Here is a 13528-nt window from a genome sequence, read left to right as displayed (position 1 = left end):
ATAAATGTTAATCATTCATCGCGACTACAAGGGGTACAGCCATTTTGCAAGTTTACCTTTGTCGATCATCGCGGCCATAGCTTAAGGCTTAGTACAAATGTCCTTCACGCCACACATAAAAGTTTAACATTTATTTTTGCTGGCGGCGAGCGACTGGTTTTTAATTTTACAATGATAAGGCCAGGGCATTTTGTTGCTGAATCTGCCCGGTCTAAAGATCCTCAAATCCTATTTTATCCTTCGCATAGCAGTCATACAGTGCCAATGGTAGGGGCGGTTATTATATCTGCCACTAAACCGATATCCGGCAATTTTAGCCACCTGGTCAGCGATGATCACGACCACCTTACATTGGTATCGGGAACATTTACCTTTTAATTAAGCACGTAAACACGCAATATATTAATGGCGAATTTGTAAATGTAAAGCCTCGCTGGGTTAATTGGTGGGGCAATTTTAACCTCCCATACAGCCGGAGGTTAGTGCAAATGTGCTTTCCCATAAACCTTTTCGCCGGCTTGTACAGCGATGGCGAGATGGTTTTCGTCTGGCGGTTTGGGGCAGCTATACCCCGCGCTGAAGGCGCAATAAGGATTATATGCCTTGTTAAAATCGAGCGTCACTTCACCATTTTTAAATTCGCCTTCGCGCATATCTATATAGCGGCCGCCGCCGTAAGTGGCTTTACCATTGGTTTCATCGGTAAAAAGCAATAGCAGGTAATCTTTGTAGGCAGGAATATTTGCCAACGCCAAACTGCGGTATACCGTTAACTGCATAGGCGTATTTTTTAGCGTAAACTTTAGCACTGCGTAGGGCGCATACTCGCGGCCCGCACCGCTGAAAACGGGCATAATAAATGTTTGAGGGTTTTGCAACAATTGATACTTGGCCTTCACCTGGTAGGTGCTGTCGGCATTATAAAATTGAAGATATTGTAGATCCTCTTTTTTAATTGGCGAATTTTTATCTTCTAAAAAGTCGTTCATGTAATTTTTCCGGAACGCCGCAATCTGCGCCTGGTAATCCTGGGCAAAGCTTTTTAAACTAATTAGTAGCAGCAATATAGGCAAGTACTTTATCTTCATTTCATTTAGGTTTGCTAAACATAGTAATAATCTAAAACTTTTTTCAAAATAATTCCACCTGCGCAAATACACTGCGCAGTACCCCTATTTCTTTGTATCAACATTAAGAAAATAAAGGAGGTTCACAATGAAATTCAACCTGTTAAGCAAATTAAAAAACCAGACCGTTAACCACGCAGGCGAAAAAGCCTACGTGCTGTCGCCAGAAATGGAGCTGTACACCGCCGTGGTTACCTGGAGCTTAAACGACTCTTTTTATGAAAAAGACGAGGCGCGTTTAAATCGCCTGCGCAAATTGATATATGAGTGCAAGCCCGAGTTTGTGGGTAAGCTGGCTGTATATGCCCGCACCAAAATGTATATGCGTTCGGTACCGCTGGTGCTGGTTACTGAATTGGCTGCGCTGCACTCGGGCGATAATTTGGTCGCCCGGGTTACCGATGGCGTAATCGGTCGTGCCGACGAGATCACGGAATTGCTGGCCTGCTACGAAACGCTGAACAAACGTACAGGTACTAAAAAGCTGAACCGCCTGAGCAAGCAATTGCAAAAAGGTTTGAGCACAGCGTTCAATCGTTTCGACGAATACCAGTTTGGTAAATACAACCGTGACGGTGCCATTAAACTGCGCGATGCCTTGTTTTTGGTTCACCCAAAAGCCAAGGACGACTTGCAGCAAGTACTGTTCAACAAAATAGTGAACGGCGACCTGCAAACGCCCTACACCTGGGAGACCGAACTATCGGCCTTAGGTCAGCTAAACTTTGACAGCGATGAGGCCAAAGCCATAGCGTTCCGCGCCAAGTGGGAAGAACTGATAGACAGCGGGAAGCTGGGCTACATGGCCCTGCTGCGTAACCTGCGCAACATACAGGAAGCCGGCGTAAGCTACGCGCATTTTGAAAAAGTATGCGCCCGTTTAGCTGATGCGGATGAGGTTGCCAGGGCAAAGCAGTTTCCGTTTCGTTATCTGGCCGCTTACCGCGAGTTGTTAAATGCAGGTGGTGATGCGTCAGAAAGAGGCATAGCACAACGTTTAAAGGCTTTACTGGCAGGTAACAAAGGCTATGCGGGCGAATTACTGGACGCTTTGGAAAAAGCTGTACAGGCAAGCGCTGCCAATATAAAAGGTTTCGGTTACGAAACCCGTGTGCTATTAGCGTGCGATGTATCAGGATCAATGCAAACACCGGTATCGGCTAAGAGCAAGATTTTGCTGTACGATGTAGGTTTAATGCTGGCCATGCTGTTGCAAAGCCGTTGTAAAAACGTGGAGGTGGGTATGTTTGGCGATACTTGGAAAGCCATTGTGGTGCCGCGTAATAACATCTTAGGTAACGTACAGGAGTTCTATCGCCGCGAAGGAGAGGTGGGTTACAGCACCAATGGCTACCTGGTTATCAAGGATATATTACAGCGCAAGGTACAAATGGACAAGGTGTTTTTATTTACCGATGCGCAGTTATGGAATAGTTCATCAACCACGGGCGATCACATACAGCCTTTATGGTTGCGCTACAAAGCAGAGGTATCGCCAAACGCGAAACTCTACCTGTTCGACCTGAAAGGTTACGGCCAGGCGCCATTGCAAATATTGCGCAATGATGTGTACCTGGTAGCTGGCTGGAGCGATAAAGTTTTTGAGGTGTTAGCTGCCTTGGAAAACGGAGACTCGGCCCTGGATGCTATCAATAACATAGAACTGTAAGCCCCCCGACCCCCTAAAGGGAGAGTATAAATTATTCCCCCTTTAGGGGGTTAGGGGGCTTTTAAGGATGCCGTAGACATGGGTTACTTCGGTCACTGGTTAGGGGGAAATGGCATGGTAATAATCATTACGATGTGGGTTCGAATCCCAAAGCAATTTCCCCACTCCTGTGTCGCCCGTTGCTCCTTGTAAGCAGATTAAAAAGGTGTCGTAAATAAGTGTTACTTCGATTTCCAAAACTGAGGCCGCCGGTTCGAGTCCGGCCCTTGCAAAAGGTAGCTCAGACGGTTAGAGCGCAGCGAAAAAACACGCTTATTACCTGTTACCCTTTTTATAAAAGAGATTAAAAACATAAGGATGCCGTAGAAACGGGTTACTTCGCACCAAACTTGAGATGCTGTGGTCAGTACAGTTTAACTGTATGGGGTTCGATTCCCCACAAATATCCCGCGTTCGATTGTTGCTCTTTATAAAAAATAAAAGAAGGTGCCGTAAATAAGCCTTACTTCGATTGGGGCCTGTTGGCGGGCATAGCTACGCGCAGGTGTGAATGGTTTATTGCTTTTAGCCCTTCTTTTTAAAGAAATTGAAAACAAAAAAGGTGTCGTAAATAAGTGTTACTTCGCTGTTAACGTCCAGGTCGCCGGTTCAAGCCCGGCCTTCAGCGTCACGCTTATGCGAACGCCGTTGTAGCTCAGTTTGGTTAGAGCAGGAGCACCGCAAGGTGCATTTCACTTGTTGCTTTTTACCCTTTTAAAAAAAAAATAAGAAGATGTCGTAAGTAAATGATACTTCGAACTGTAAATTCAAATAATGGTCATTCACAAATAATAGCTCTTCTTTTAATTTATAAATACCTAAACCTAAAAAGGTGCCGTAAACAGGTGTTACATCGGTTAGAGCATCCCGGAAGGGAAGGCCGGTGGTTCAAGTCCACCCAGCGATTTATTTCGCACAGTAGCTCAGTAAAAACACACCTGTTGCTTTTCGCCCTTTTTAAAAAACATAATGAAAGATGCCGTAGGCGGGTGATACTTCATCCGGTTGAAACCGCGTAAGCGGTCGGGTTCGACTCCCATTAAACGCACCTGCCGATTGTAGCTCTTTCATTTATATTTTGTAACCTTATATATTTACCCTATTTATACTGGCGCAAAACGCAACAGCACAAAAAAATGTGCTGAGACAGATTGCTGATTGCATTAACGCAGAGGGGGGAATGCTTTATCGCTCACTTTTTTCAATGCGGGAATAAATTTCGCCCCCTTGTGTTCGTTGTTTATCATTAATAGGTTAGCGTTAGTCCCCCTCCAAGGCCCATATCACTATCGTAATGCGTTGATAACGAGAAATATTTCATTACAATATATCTTAAGGCGGCCGTGTATTCCTTGTCGGTATTGACCATCATATTCAGGCGCAAACGGCTGGAAACCGGTATGTCTTCCCTTCCGAGTTGGAAGCGCAGTTTACCGTTGCCGTCAATCCGCATATCAGCCAAAAACAGCATAGGCAGGGTGTATGCTACACCCGCTACCACCGTATGCCGGTTATCCTTATTGCTCACCTGGCCGAACAGGTTTTTAGCGTCACTGCCAAAGATGTTTTTTTCGTCGGGATCAAATTGCTTATGATGGTAATCAAAGCCCACATAAGGGTACAGCCACTGCATTCTGCCGATATATCGCCCGATCATCGTTTCACTTTCGTAACCCATCATCGCATCGGTACCTAAATGCCACATCGTGCTTACCTTCCAGCGGGTGTTGGCCAACATAACCTGCCCGTCGGTGCCATTGCTCTCCAGCCCGATCTTACCCATCAGGTGCGGCATCCGGTCATCCCGGAATAACATCCGCTGAGCGAGTTTAGGATCGGGCACTTCAGGATTTGGCGGCGAGTTCTCATAACTGAATATCCTGCCCATGCCGCTCATCATGTGATATAAAATATGGCAATGAAAAAACCAGTCGCCACCGGGTTCGGAGGCGTTAAATTCGATAGTGTCCCGTTCCATCGGCATAATGTCCACGACGTTCTTCATCGGGGCATATTCACCCTGACCATTAATCACCCTGAAGTCGTGCCCATGCAGGTGCATTGGGTGGCGCATCATACTGTTATTGTAAAGGATGATCCGCAGGTTCTCGCCTTTTTTGATCAGTATTTTATCTGACTCTGATACCGTTTTGTTATCCATTGTCCAGACGTATCGGTTCATGTTGCCGGTCAGATCGAATTTCAGTTCCCGCACCGGGCCTTTGGGCAAGGTTGTATGATGAGGATCACGCAGCATCCCGTAATTGAGGGTAATGATGTCTGCGTTGTCCGCTGCCATATCCATACCTGCCATACTCTTGTCATTTGGCATCTGCATACCCGGCATGCCGGCTTTCTTATCCTCCGCCTGTGGTTGATCAGCTCCCGTTACCTCGGGGTACATCACCGTATTCATGTCCATGGTTTGGTTTTGCATCTTCATGCCCTCCATTTCTACCATGTTACCACTCATGTCCATCATGTCGTTCATCATCTTCATCCCGGCAAAGTATTTCAGCTTAGGCATTTTTCCGGCGAATACTTTTTGACCTTTTCCCAGCCAAAGCGAAGCCGATTTGGTACGGTCTTCCGGCGTAACTAAAAATTCATAACTTTTATTTTCAGGGATGGTGACTACAACATCGTAGGTTTCCGATGGCGCTATGATGAGCCTGTCAACTTCAACAGGCGATACATCATTACCGTCAGTAGCCACTACTATAACTTTGCCACCGGCATATTTAAGCCAGAAATACGAGGTAGCACCACCGTTGGCAATGCGCAGCCTTACTTTATCACCTGCTTTATATTGCGGTTGCTCGTTTTGATTTTTACCGTTGATCAAAAATTGATCATAGTAAACATCGCTCACATCCATCGCGTTCATCCGCTTCCATTCATTGGCGACTTTTGTTTTGAAATGGCCGGACCTGATCGCTTCCAGGTAACTTTGGGTACTCCCTTTTTGTATCGCGAACCAGTCCGAGGCCGCGTGTAAACTGCGGTCAACTTCTTTAGGGTTCATGTTCGTCCAGTCACTTAATACCACAGGCAAGGTCGGGATATCCCATTCCTGCCGCTTATTCATGATAAAAGATCCGTACATCCCGATCTGTTCCTGCAAGCCGGTATGGCTATGGTACCAGTGGGTACCGTGCTGTTTGATCGGGAATTTATACAAATGTGTTGCGCCTGGCTTGATGGGCATCTGGGTGAGGTTGGGCACGCCGTCATAACGGTTAGGCAGGTACAGGCCATGCCAGTGCATGGAGGTTTCCTCCTTTAGGTTATTATGTACATAGATCTCAGCTGTGTCGCCCTCGGTGAAGGTCAGTGTCGGCATGGGAATTTGACCGTTCGCAGCTATCGCCCGCCGGGGTTTGCCGCCATACATTACGGTGGTATCAGCAAGGTAGACATCGTAGCGAACAGTACGGGGCGGTGTATGATTAGTCAGCATTTTTATCGGGCCCAGCTTTGATTTTGCGCTTTTCAGATCATTGGCAGCTTCCTTGTCATCACCCATTTTCATTCCGTCCATACTTTCCGCCTTTTTACCAGCATCTTTGGGCATTTGCATTCCGTCCGGCTTTGCAGTACCTGGCTTCTCCTGATCCATTTTCATGCCGTCCATCTTCATTCCATCCATACCGCCTGCTTTTTTCGCTGGAGCTTTCTTCGGTGCAACTTTAGGTTTTTCTTTGACCAGTTTCATGCCGCATTTAGGACAATTGCCCGGTTTGGCCGAATGGATTTCCGGGTGCATGGGGCAGGTATAGGTATCGGGCTGCTGCTTTTGCATGCCAGCCATATTTTTCATATCGCTTTGGGCGAATACGAGCTGCTTTAAACAAAGCATCATCGCCACGAAGAGTATTTTTTTCATCTTTAATTTTTTTGTAGTAGACTATCATTGGTCAGTTTAACCCAATTCATCAGCAAGGCCTTATCTTCTTTAGAAAGAATGGCGCTCCGGTGGATCAGGGTATAGGAGAACAACGGCATCGAGCCTTCTTCCAAACTTTCACTAATCGCCCTTAATTTACTCCTTTGTTTCCTGGAAGAGTAGGTTCCAAACTCATTGAAGTTCAGTTCCTCCTTTCCCTGCCGGATATGCCTGTCCATTATATACCGTACCGGCTGAATACGCGCGTAGAACGGGTAAATAGTGGTATTGCTGTGGCAATCGTAACACGAGCGCTTTAAAACGGCTTGCACGCCCGGCTGTACCGGCAAAACTTTGCTGATGTCATTCACGGGCTTATCTCCGCTTTCATTGTGATCGCGGGGCACAAACTGTATCAGGATAAAGAGCGCAACGATTACAGCAACCGAAATTTTAAAGGCACGTTTCATGACGGTTATTTTAATTCTTCCCGGACCACACCACAGGTAGACATGTCAGAACCCATGTAGGGGTTTTTAATTTCCTTTGTTTCACTCAGCCAGATCGCCCCTTTTTTATCATTATACATCGGGCAATGATCTACAAACAAAGGTTGTCCTGCGCCAAATAGTTTAACCAGGTCGTACATATCCTTGCTTAACATGTCAAAATGCTCCCGTTGGTGGGGCAACTTCCCGCCACTCATGCCGATATGCTCAGCCATTTCTTTCGCGTCATCGGCGATGTCGGTAAAGCTTTTCTTTTGCGTTGGCGTTAATACGGATTGATCAAGTTTTTCAAAACCTGCTGACAGCGCTTTTCCGGCAGTAGCCGCATCGCTGCTGTTATCTTTGGCCAGGGCATTTTTCAGCTGTAAATAATTACCAACGAGTTCCTTTACGGCCGCGGTAGTTTTTGGATCAACGCCGCTCTTTCCGGTAGTCGCTGTGACACTTGCGGCGGCATTTGCCGAAGCCGTTGTGTCTTTTGTGCTGTTGGCAGTAGATTTATTTGCATTATTACAGGCAGCCATAGACAATGAAGCCAGGCTGATAATTGAAACAATAATTAGATTTTTCATGGGATGAGTATAAATTTATTGATCACCCTGTGCAAAATGGCTGCACAGAATGATCAAATAGTAAAAATGATTAGTTAGCTTATTTATTCAGGGTTTCGGCAACCTTACCACAAGTCAGCATCTGGCTGCCGTAGTAAGGGTTTTTGATCACATCTTCAGCCGAAAGCCAATAACTCTTTTTCATCGGGCAATAGGCGTAATAAACCGGCTTGCCGGTTAGTTTGATCGCTTTCGCCAGTTTAAAAAAGTTAACCGAAAAATTAGCGAAATGTTCCCTTTGATGGGCGATATCCTTGCTTTCAGAAATATGCCTGGCATCGAAAGCCAGTTTCTCCTGAGCGGCCATAAAGGCTGACATGTCGGCCGAAGGAAGCGACTTCATATCCACACCGCTGATTGTTTTTAAAAATTCACCGGCATGTGTGGCAGCATCAGCGCTGTTGGATTTGATCAATGCATCTTTAATATCGTAATAAGATGCCAATAAAGGGGTAAGCGCAGTTGACTTCGTGTCCTGCGCGAAAAGCAGTTGGGTGGAAACAGTTGCCATTACGGCAACCAATAAAAATATCTTTTTCATGATCTGAATTAATTATTAAGTAATAGAAAAATTAGTACATGGCAGAGCCATGTAGTTCCGATGGTCTATTAATTAATCAAATCTGAAAGCTTTGCAGCGCGATGCGGATAGGATATGGCGGAGGCCGCCGTCGTCCTTCGATCGTTAAGAAGTGATCGGATACTGTAGCTGTAACCGGCTTTAAAAAGAATTGGTAATAACTAACAATATAAGTAAATGGAGCCAGTAATATAACCTGGTTCGATTGAGGGGTGACTTTAGCTAAGTTATTAAAAGTATTAACCGCTGACTGGCAGCAGGGGTCGTTGTCAGCAATAGAAGTTCCATTTAAAGATGGTTCCCCGTGAAGAGCAGGCAGGGATAGTTGTTGGTCATCATGATGATGTTCCTTAGCTTCATCACCTTGATGACTATGCTCAGTAGCTTCGCTACCTTCGTGATGGTGTCCGGCAGTTCCCTCATGCTCATGGATAGACATACGTAAAGCGCAAGCAAACCCCATAGCGGTGTTTAGCAGGAATATGAATAACAATAAAAGTGCTTTACTTTTCATTTTCGCTTACAAAGTTAAACAACAGGCCATAAAATTGTTTTATATAATTTCGTTTAAAGTTTACATGCTGTTGTTATGACTGTGACATAAGCAACTGTAAAACAATCCATTAACTCATAAATACGACCTAAAATTAGAAACTAATTTCAGGTGGTCGGATTGGTGTTCCAAAGCGTGCATTCGTAAGGACTGAAAAGGATTGGAATAAAATAAAAACCCTCTAAATCAGCGACTTAGAGGGTAAACCAACAAGCTAAAACTTGCTTTTGTGCGCCCACCTGGCTTGGTAGGCTATCTCTATTTCGTATTGATTTTCAATTACTTACGACGGGTACAGCAGGCACCGGGTGCCGCTTTAGGGACATACCTGTCCAGCGGTATAAAGGTACCGAAAAATACCAAAAATCGGCCGGAAAATTTAGTGGGTTCCAGGTTCGAGCCCAACCATGCGCATCAATTGTAATTTACGCTCGACGTTGTAGATCTGCTTGCTAACAAAGTGAATATCAATCAAACTAGCCCGAAGCGTTGTGCTTTAAAATGACCCGGCGTAGACGCTCCTGATATTCGTCGCCCCAGAGGCCGATTGATTGGATTAACGGAATGAGCGTGTTGCCAAAGTCGGTCAGATTATATTCTACCTTGGGGGGCATGACCGGATAGATTTTTCTGCTCACCAATTCGTGATCTTCCAGCTCTTTCAGTTGTACATTCAGCACTCGTCGTGTAGCGTCCGGGATCTTCCGCTGCAATTCACTGGGCCTTAAGTGTCCTTCGTGGATAAACCATAGTATCCTGATCTTCCATTTGCCATACAGTACCTCACCAACCAGGTCAAGTCCGCAATTGAGAGCAGGCGTAATCTTTTTCACGTACATAAATACAAATATACAATACCCTCATTGGTGAGCAATACGGATAAGTTTATCCCTATCTGATTCGTAAGCCCGTAATTGTATAGTATCGAAGTACTGTAGAGATTTGTACAAAACAAATATTATGGAACAGCAAATCAATTACAGTAACGAATTATCCGGTAAGATAGCCCTTGTAACGGGTGGCACAAAGGGCACTGGAAATGCGATAGCCGAACGCTTAAAGTCGGCAGGCGCAACGGTGGTGATCACGGCAAGGAACAAGCCCGAACAGGCAGATCCGGACTTGTATTTTATTCCGGCAGACCTGAGCCAGCGGGGAGCGGCAGATGAAGTTGCCAAAGCAGTATTAGCGCGTTATGGCAGACTGGACATACTGGTTAACAATCTTGGTGGCTCCGAAACACCCGCGGGCGGTTTTGCCGCACTTACTGATGAGCACTGGGAAAACACCATCAGAACCAACTTACTTGCACCAGTAAGGCTGGACAAGGCGCTATTGCCCCAGATGCTGGAGAACGGCAGCGGGGTAATCATCCATATCGCTTCTATCCAGGGTATATTGCCGCTATATGATTCTACCTTGCCGTACGCTGCTTCAAAAGCAGGTTTGATCAATTACAGTAAAAGTTTATCGAATGAAGTTACGCCAAAAGGTGTCCGCGTGCTAACTGTTTCGCCAGGATGGATAAATACAACCGCATCGGTAGCCTTTTTGGGTGAGCTTGCAAGAAATGCTAATAGTACTGTAGAAGACGCTCGGCAAGGTGTCATGGATGCATTGGGTGGAATACCTTATGGCAGGCCCGCCGAACCGCAAGAAGTAGCTGAATTGGTTGGCTTTTTGGTTTCACCAAGAGCGAATTACCTGACAGGAACAAATTTCGTTATTGACGGCGGAACGGTACCAACTATCTAATAATCAAATAAATAAATATCATGGAATTACCACAATTAGTAGCGCAATTTGTAGAGACGCAGAACACTTATGACAGCGAGGCTTACACTGAGTGTTTCACCGAGAATGCTATCGTACATGACGAAGGCAAGACCCACACCGGCAAAAAAGAGATCCGCCGGTGGATAGAAGAGGCAAACGAGAAATATAAATCGGTGATGAAACCGCTCCGATATGATGAATCCGGCACCAACGGAGTATTAACCGCGGAGGTTTCAGGCACATTTCCCGGCAGCCCGATCGTGCTGAAATTTCATTTGGGACTAAAGGACGGTCTTATCGATTCATTAAATGTGACCGAATAATTCAAAGCCGAAAGGCCGCAATGCTATATATTATCAGAAAACCGCCTCCCTAAGTTAGGCGGTTTTCTAAAATCGAATGACTAGTGCTATGTTAGTTAGAAATCAAATTGGTATAAGCATCGTGAGGTCATTTCAAATTATTAAATCAGTCTGAAGGTGAAACTGAATTTTACAAACTTGTTGCCACTACCTGTGTTAAAGTAACAACGGGCATCTGATTCCAAGCCATCGAAGGCCTATTACCCATCATTGTTAACTACCTTTTTATAATGCAAGCGCTTGCATTATAAAAAAGCTTTTGTACATTAGCTGATTATAAATATATAGGAAACTGGCAGGTATATGAAAACGCACCGAAAAAACGGTAGCTGTGTTAAATAAAGATATAGTGTAATTCATTTTACTGCAATACAGAGTATGTACATTTTAAAAAATCAAATAAGTAATCGGCATTATGAACATTAAGATCACTCCCCTGCTATCTCTAAAAAAGGTACTCTTATATTTGTCCGCAATTGCTATTTTCGTGACCGTACCTGCTGTGGCACAGCTACGTCTACCTAAACTTATCAGCAACGGAATGGTTTTGCAGCGGGATACGAAAATAAACATTTGGGGATGGGCTAACGCTGGTGACGATGTGTCTGTATCATTTAACAATAAAATCTATTCAACTAAAGCCGACAATAACAATCATTGGCAGATCCAATTATCTCCAGAACGGGCAGGAATAGCTGGTAATTTACTCATCTACAGCAGCAAAGAGCGTATCGAGATTAAAAACGTCATTTTCGGTGATGTTTGGTTATGTTCAGGTCAGTCAAACATGGAATATGCAATGGATCGGCTTGCCCGGAAGTATCCAGACGATATTGCAGGCTCATTAAATCCAGATATTCGCCAATTTACAGTAAAGCATGCTTACGGTTTCAAGGGCGCAGATGATGTGGAGGGCCAATGGATCACTGCCAGTCCGCCCATGATCGGAAAGTTTACTGCTGTGGGATATTATATGGCCAAAGCGCTATATGCAAAATATAAAGTTCCAATTGGTATTCTGCATAGTAGTTGGGGAGGCACACCTATAGAGGCATGGATGAGCGAGTCTTCACTTAAAGATTTTGATAAATTTTTGAGCCAGATGCGGCGTTACCGTGATACGCTTGATATACCTGCTGCCGAAAAGAAAGATAGATTGATGACGGAAAGCTGGCATCAGGACGCTGCCCGGTTAGATCAGGGATATTTTCCCAAAATTGACGCCTGGGCTTCTGAGCCAGACACTTCAAAATGGTCGGGCATTCATGTTCCTGGTTTTTGGCAGCAAAACTTAGGGAATATAATTGGTGTGGTATGGTATCAAAAGCTGGTAGTTATTCCAGCTGAATTAGCAGGAAAAGATGCGTGGCTGGAATTGGGCAGGATTGATGACATTGATAATACTTACTTCAATGGCGTAAAAATTGGCACATGCGGCAATAAGTATCAGGAAAGGTTGTATCGGATACCTGGTAACTTGATAAAAGAGGGTAACAACATGATAACAGTTCGGGTTACAAATACTGATGGATCTGGTGGTTTTATTCCAGGTAAAACTTACCGCTTTATTTCTGACGGCCAATCTATAAATTTGGAAGGCGAATGGAAATGCAGAATTGGGGCATCGCTCCCTCCTTTACAAATCGCGTCTTTTACCAGGCCGTATAATCAGCCAACATCTTTGTATAATACCATGATTGCGCCCTTATTATCGTATAAGATAAAAGGAGCGGCATGGTATCAGGGCGAAGCCAATACTGAAACGGCTCCGCTATACCGTGTGTTATTGCCCGCCATGATAAATAGTTGGCGTGACAAGTGGCATGAAGGCAATTTTCCGTTTCTAATAGTGCAATTGCCCAATTTTTTGGAGAAGGTAAACGAACCGGGAAATAGTAATTGGGCCGCATTGAGAGATGCCCAGCTTAATGCTGTTAACATCATATCGAATACAGCATTGGCAGTGGCTATAGATGTGGGCGAAGCCAATGATATCCATCCGCTCAATAAGAAGGCCGTTGGCGACCGGCTAGCATTAGCTGCTGAACGCCTCGCTTATGGTGAAAAAAAACTTGTATTTTCTGGTCCGATATTTAAATCGATAAAATCTGATGGAAATAAACTTATTATTGATTTTACACATATAGGAAGTGGGTTGCGTACGCCCTATAATGAGCCGTTAAGGCAGTTCGCTATAGCCGGATCCGACAAAAAATTTATCTGGGCTAATGCCAAAATTGTTAACAACAAAATTATAGTTTGGAGTGAAGCTTTACCGCATCCAACAGCTGTAAGGTACGCTTGGGCCAATAATCCCGAAGACTGTAACTTATACAACGCCGAAGGCTTACCGGCATCTCCATTTCAAGCAGAACTTAAATGAATTGCTGGCGGAAGCAATTCATCAAAACTAAGT

General features: G+C 44.8%; 11 protein-coding genes. 4 read left to right on the top strand and 7 right to left on the bottom strand.

From position 1 onward, the window contains the following. Nucleotides 1-479 precede the first annotated feature (479 nt). Complete coding sequence (locus tag AC07M6_RS18845) at nt 480-1088, bottom strand: DUF1684 domain-containing protein (protein WP_494892115.1); 609 nt, start codon at nt 1086-1088, stop codon at nt 480-482. Between the two features lie 127 nt (nt 1089-1215). On the opposite strand from AC07M6_RS18845, the gene AC07M6_RS18840 reads away from it, so the two are divergent. Beyond that, nucleotides 1216-2796 carry a TROVE domain-containing protein gene (locus tag AC07M6_RS18840; RefSeq protein WP_494892113.1) on the top strand — a complete coding sequence of 527 codons (1581 nt, stop codon included), beginning with the start codon at nt 1216-1218 and terminating at the stop codon, nt 2794-2796. 1285 nt (nt 2797-4081) lie between these two features. Here AC07M6_RS18840 and AC07M6_RS18835 read toward each other — a convergent pair. From AC07M6_RS18835 to AC07M6_RS18810, 6 genes are all read right to left on the bottom strand, one after another. After that, the gene (locus AC07M6_RS18835; RefSeq protein WP_494892111.1) at nt 4082-6721 is read right to left on the bottom strand and encodes a multicopper oxidase domain-containing protein; all 2640 of its coding nucleotides are present in this window, start codon (nt 6719-6721) and stop codon (nt 4082-4084) included. A 2-nt stretch (nt 6722-6723) separates the two neighbouring features. After that, nucleotides 6724-7191 carry a heme-binding domain-containing protein gene (locus AC07M6_RS18830; protein ID WP_494892109.1) on the bottom strand — a complete coding sequence of 156 codons (468 nt, stop codon included), beginning with the start codon at nt 7189-7191 and terminating at the stop codon, nt 6724-6726. Between the two features lie 5 nt (nt 7192-7196). Next, nucleotides 7197-7802, bottom strand: coding sequence for a DUF3347 domain-containing protein (locus AC07M6_RS18825; protein ID WP_494892107.1), 606 nt, complete (start codon nt 7800-7802; stop codon nt 7197-7199). Nucleotides 7803-7881: 79 nt separating this feature from the next. Then, nucleotides 7882-8382, bottom strand: a complete 501-nt coding sequence (locus AC07M6_RS18820; protein WP_494892105.1) for a DUF3347 domain-containing protein — start codon at nt 8380-8382, stop codon at nt 7882-7884. A 76-nt stretch (nt 8383-8458) separates the two neighbouring features. Beyond that, nucleotides 8459-8935, bottom strand: coding sequence for a hypothetical protein (locus tag AC07M6_RS18815; RefSeq protein WP_494892103.1), 477 nt, complete (start codon nt 8933-8935; stop codon nt 8459-8461). A 515-nt stretch (nt 8936-9450) separates the two neighbouring features. Beyond that, nucleotides 9451-9813 carry a winged helix-turn-helix transcriptional regulator gene (locus AC07M6_RS18810; protein WP_494892101.1) on the bottom strand — a complete coding sequence of 121 codons (363 nt, stop codon included), beginning with the start codon at nt 9811-9813 and terminating at the stop codon, nt 9451-9453. A gap of 121 nt (nt 9814-9934) precedes the next feature. On the opposite strand from AC07M6_RS18810, the gene AC07M6_RS18805 reads away from it, so the two are divergent. From AC07M6_RS18805 to AC07M6_RS18795, 3 genes are all read left to right on the top strand, one after another. Then, a complete protein-coding gene (locus AC07M6_RS18805) occupies nt 9935-10729 on the top strand; it encodes an SDR family oxidoreductase (RefSeq protein ID WP_494892099.1) in 795 nt (264 codons plus the stop codon). 20 nt (nt 10730-10749) lie between these two features. Then, on the top strand, nt 10750-11073 hold the full coding sequence (locus tag AC07M6_RS18800; protein WP_494892097.1) for a nuclear transport factor 2 family protein: 324 nt from the start codon (nt 10750-10752) through the stop codon (nt 11071-11073). 454 nt (nt 11074-11527) lie between these two features. Then, the gene (locus tag AC07M6_RS18795) at nt 11528-13495 is read left to right on the top strand and encodes a sialate O-acetylesterase (protein ID WP_494892095.1); all 1968 of its coding nucleotides are present in this window, start codon (nt 11528-11530) and stop codon (nt 13493-13495) included. The last annotated feature ends 33 nt before the right edge of the window (nt 13496-13528 follow it).

The sequence above is a fragment of the Mucilaginibacter sp. GW821-FHT07H05 genome (assembly GCF_059418485.1).
This window is presented reverse-complemented; position numbering and strand designations above follow the sequence as displayed.

What these genes read in the sequence shown, in the direction of transcription:
- AC07M6_RS18845 (WP_494892115.1), bottom strand. Translation starts at nt 1,088, where the DNA reads ATGAAGATAAAGTACTTGCCTATATTGCTGCTACTAATTAGTTTAAAA.
- AC07M6_RS18840 (WP_494892113.1), top strand. Translation starts at nt 1,216, where the DNA reads ATGAAATTCAACCTGTTAAGCAAATTAAAAAACCAGACCGTTAACCAC.
- AC07M6_RS18835 (WP_494892111.1), bottom strand. Translation starts at nt 6,721, where the DNA reads ATGAAAAAAATACTCTTCGTGGCGATGATGCTTTGTTTAAAGCAGCTC.
- AC07M6_RS18830 (WP_494892109.1), bottom strand. Translation starts at nt 7,191, where the DNA reads ATGAAACGTGCCTTTAAAATTTCGGTTGCTGTAATCGTTGCGCTCTTT.
- AC07M6_RS18825 (WP_494892107.1), bottom strand. Translation starts at nt 7,802, where the DNA reads ATGAAAAATCTAATTATTGTTTCAATTATCAGCCTGGCTTCATTGTCT.
- AC07M6_RS18820 (WP_494892105.1), bottom strand. Translation starts at nt 8,382, where the DNA reads ATGAAAAAGATATTTTTATTGGTTGCCGTAATGGCAACTGTTTCCACC.
- AC07M6_RS18815 (WP_494892103.1), bottom strand. Translation starts at nt 8,935, where the DNA reads ATGAAAAGTAAAGCACTTTTATTGTTATTCATATTCCTGCTAAACACC.
- AC07M6_RS18810 (WP_494892101.1), bottom strand. Translation starts at nt 9,813, where the DNA reads ATGTACGTGAAAAAGATTACGCCTGCTCTCAATTGCGGACTTGACCTG.
- AC07M6_RS18805 (WP_494892099.1), top strand. Translation starts at nt 9,935, where the DNA reads ATGGAACAGCAAATCAATTACAGTAACGAATTATCCGGTAAGATAGCC.
- AC07M6_RS18800 (WP_494892097.1), top strand. Translation starts at nt 10,750, where the DNA reads ATGGAATTACCACAATTAGTAGCGCAATTTGTAGAGACGCAGAACACT.
- AC07M6_RS18795 (WP_494892095.1), top strand. Translation starts at nt 11,528, where the DNA reads ATGAACATTAAGATCACTCCCCTGCTATCTCTAAAAAAGGTACTCTTA.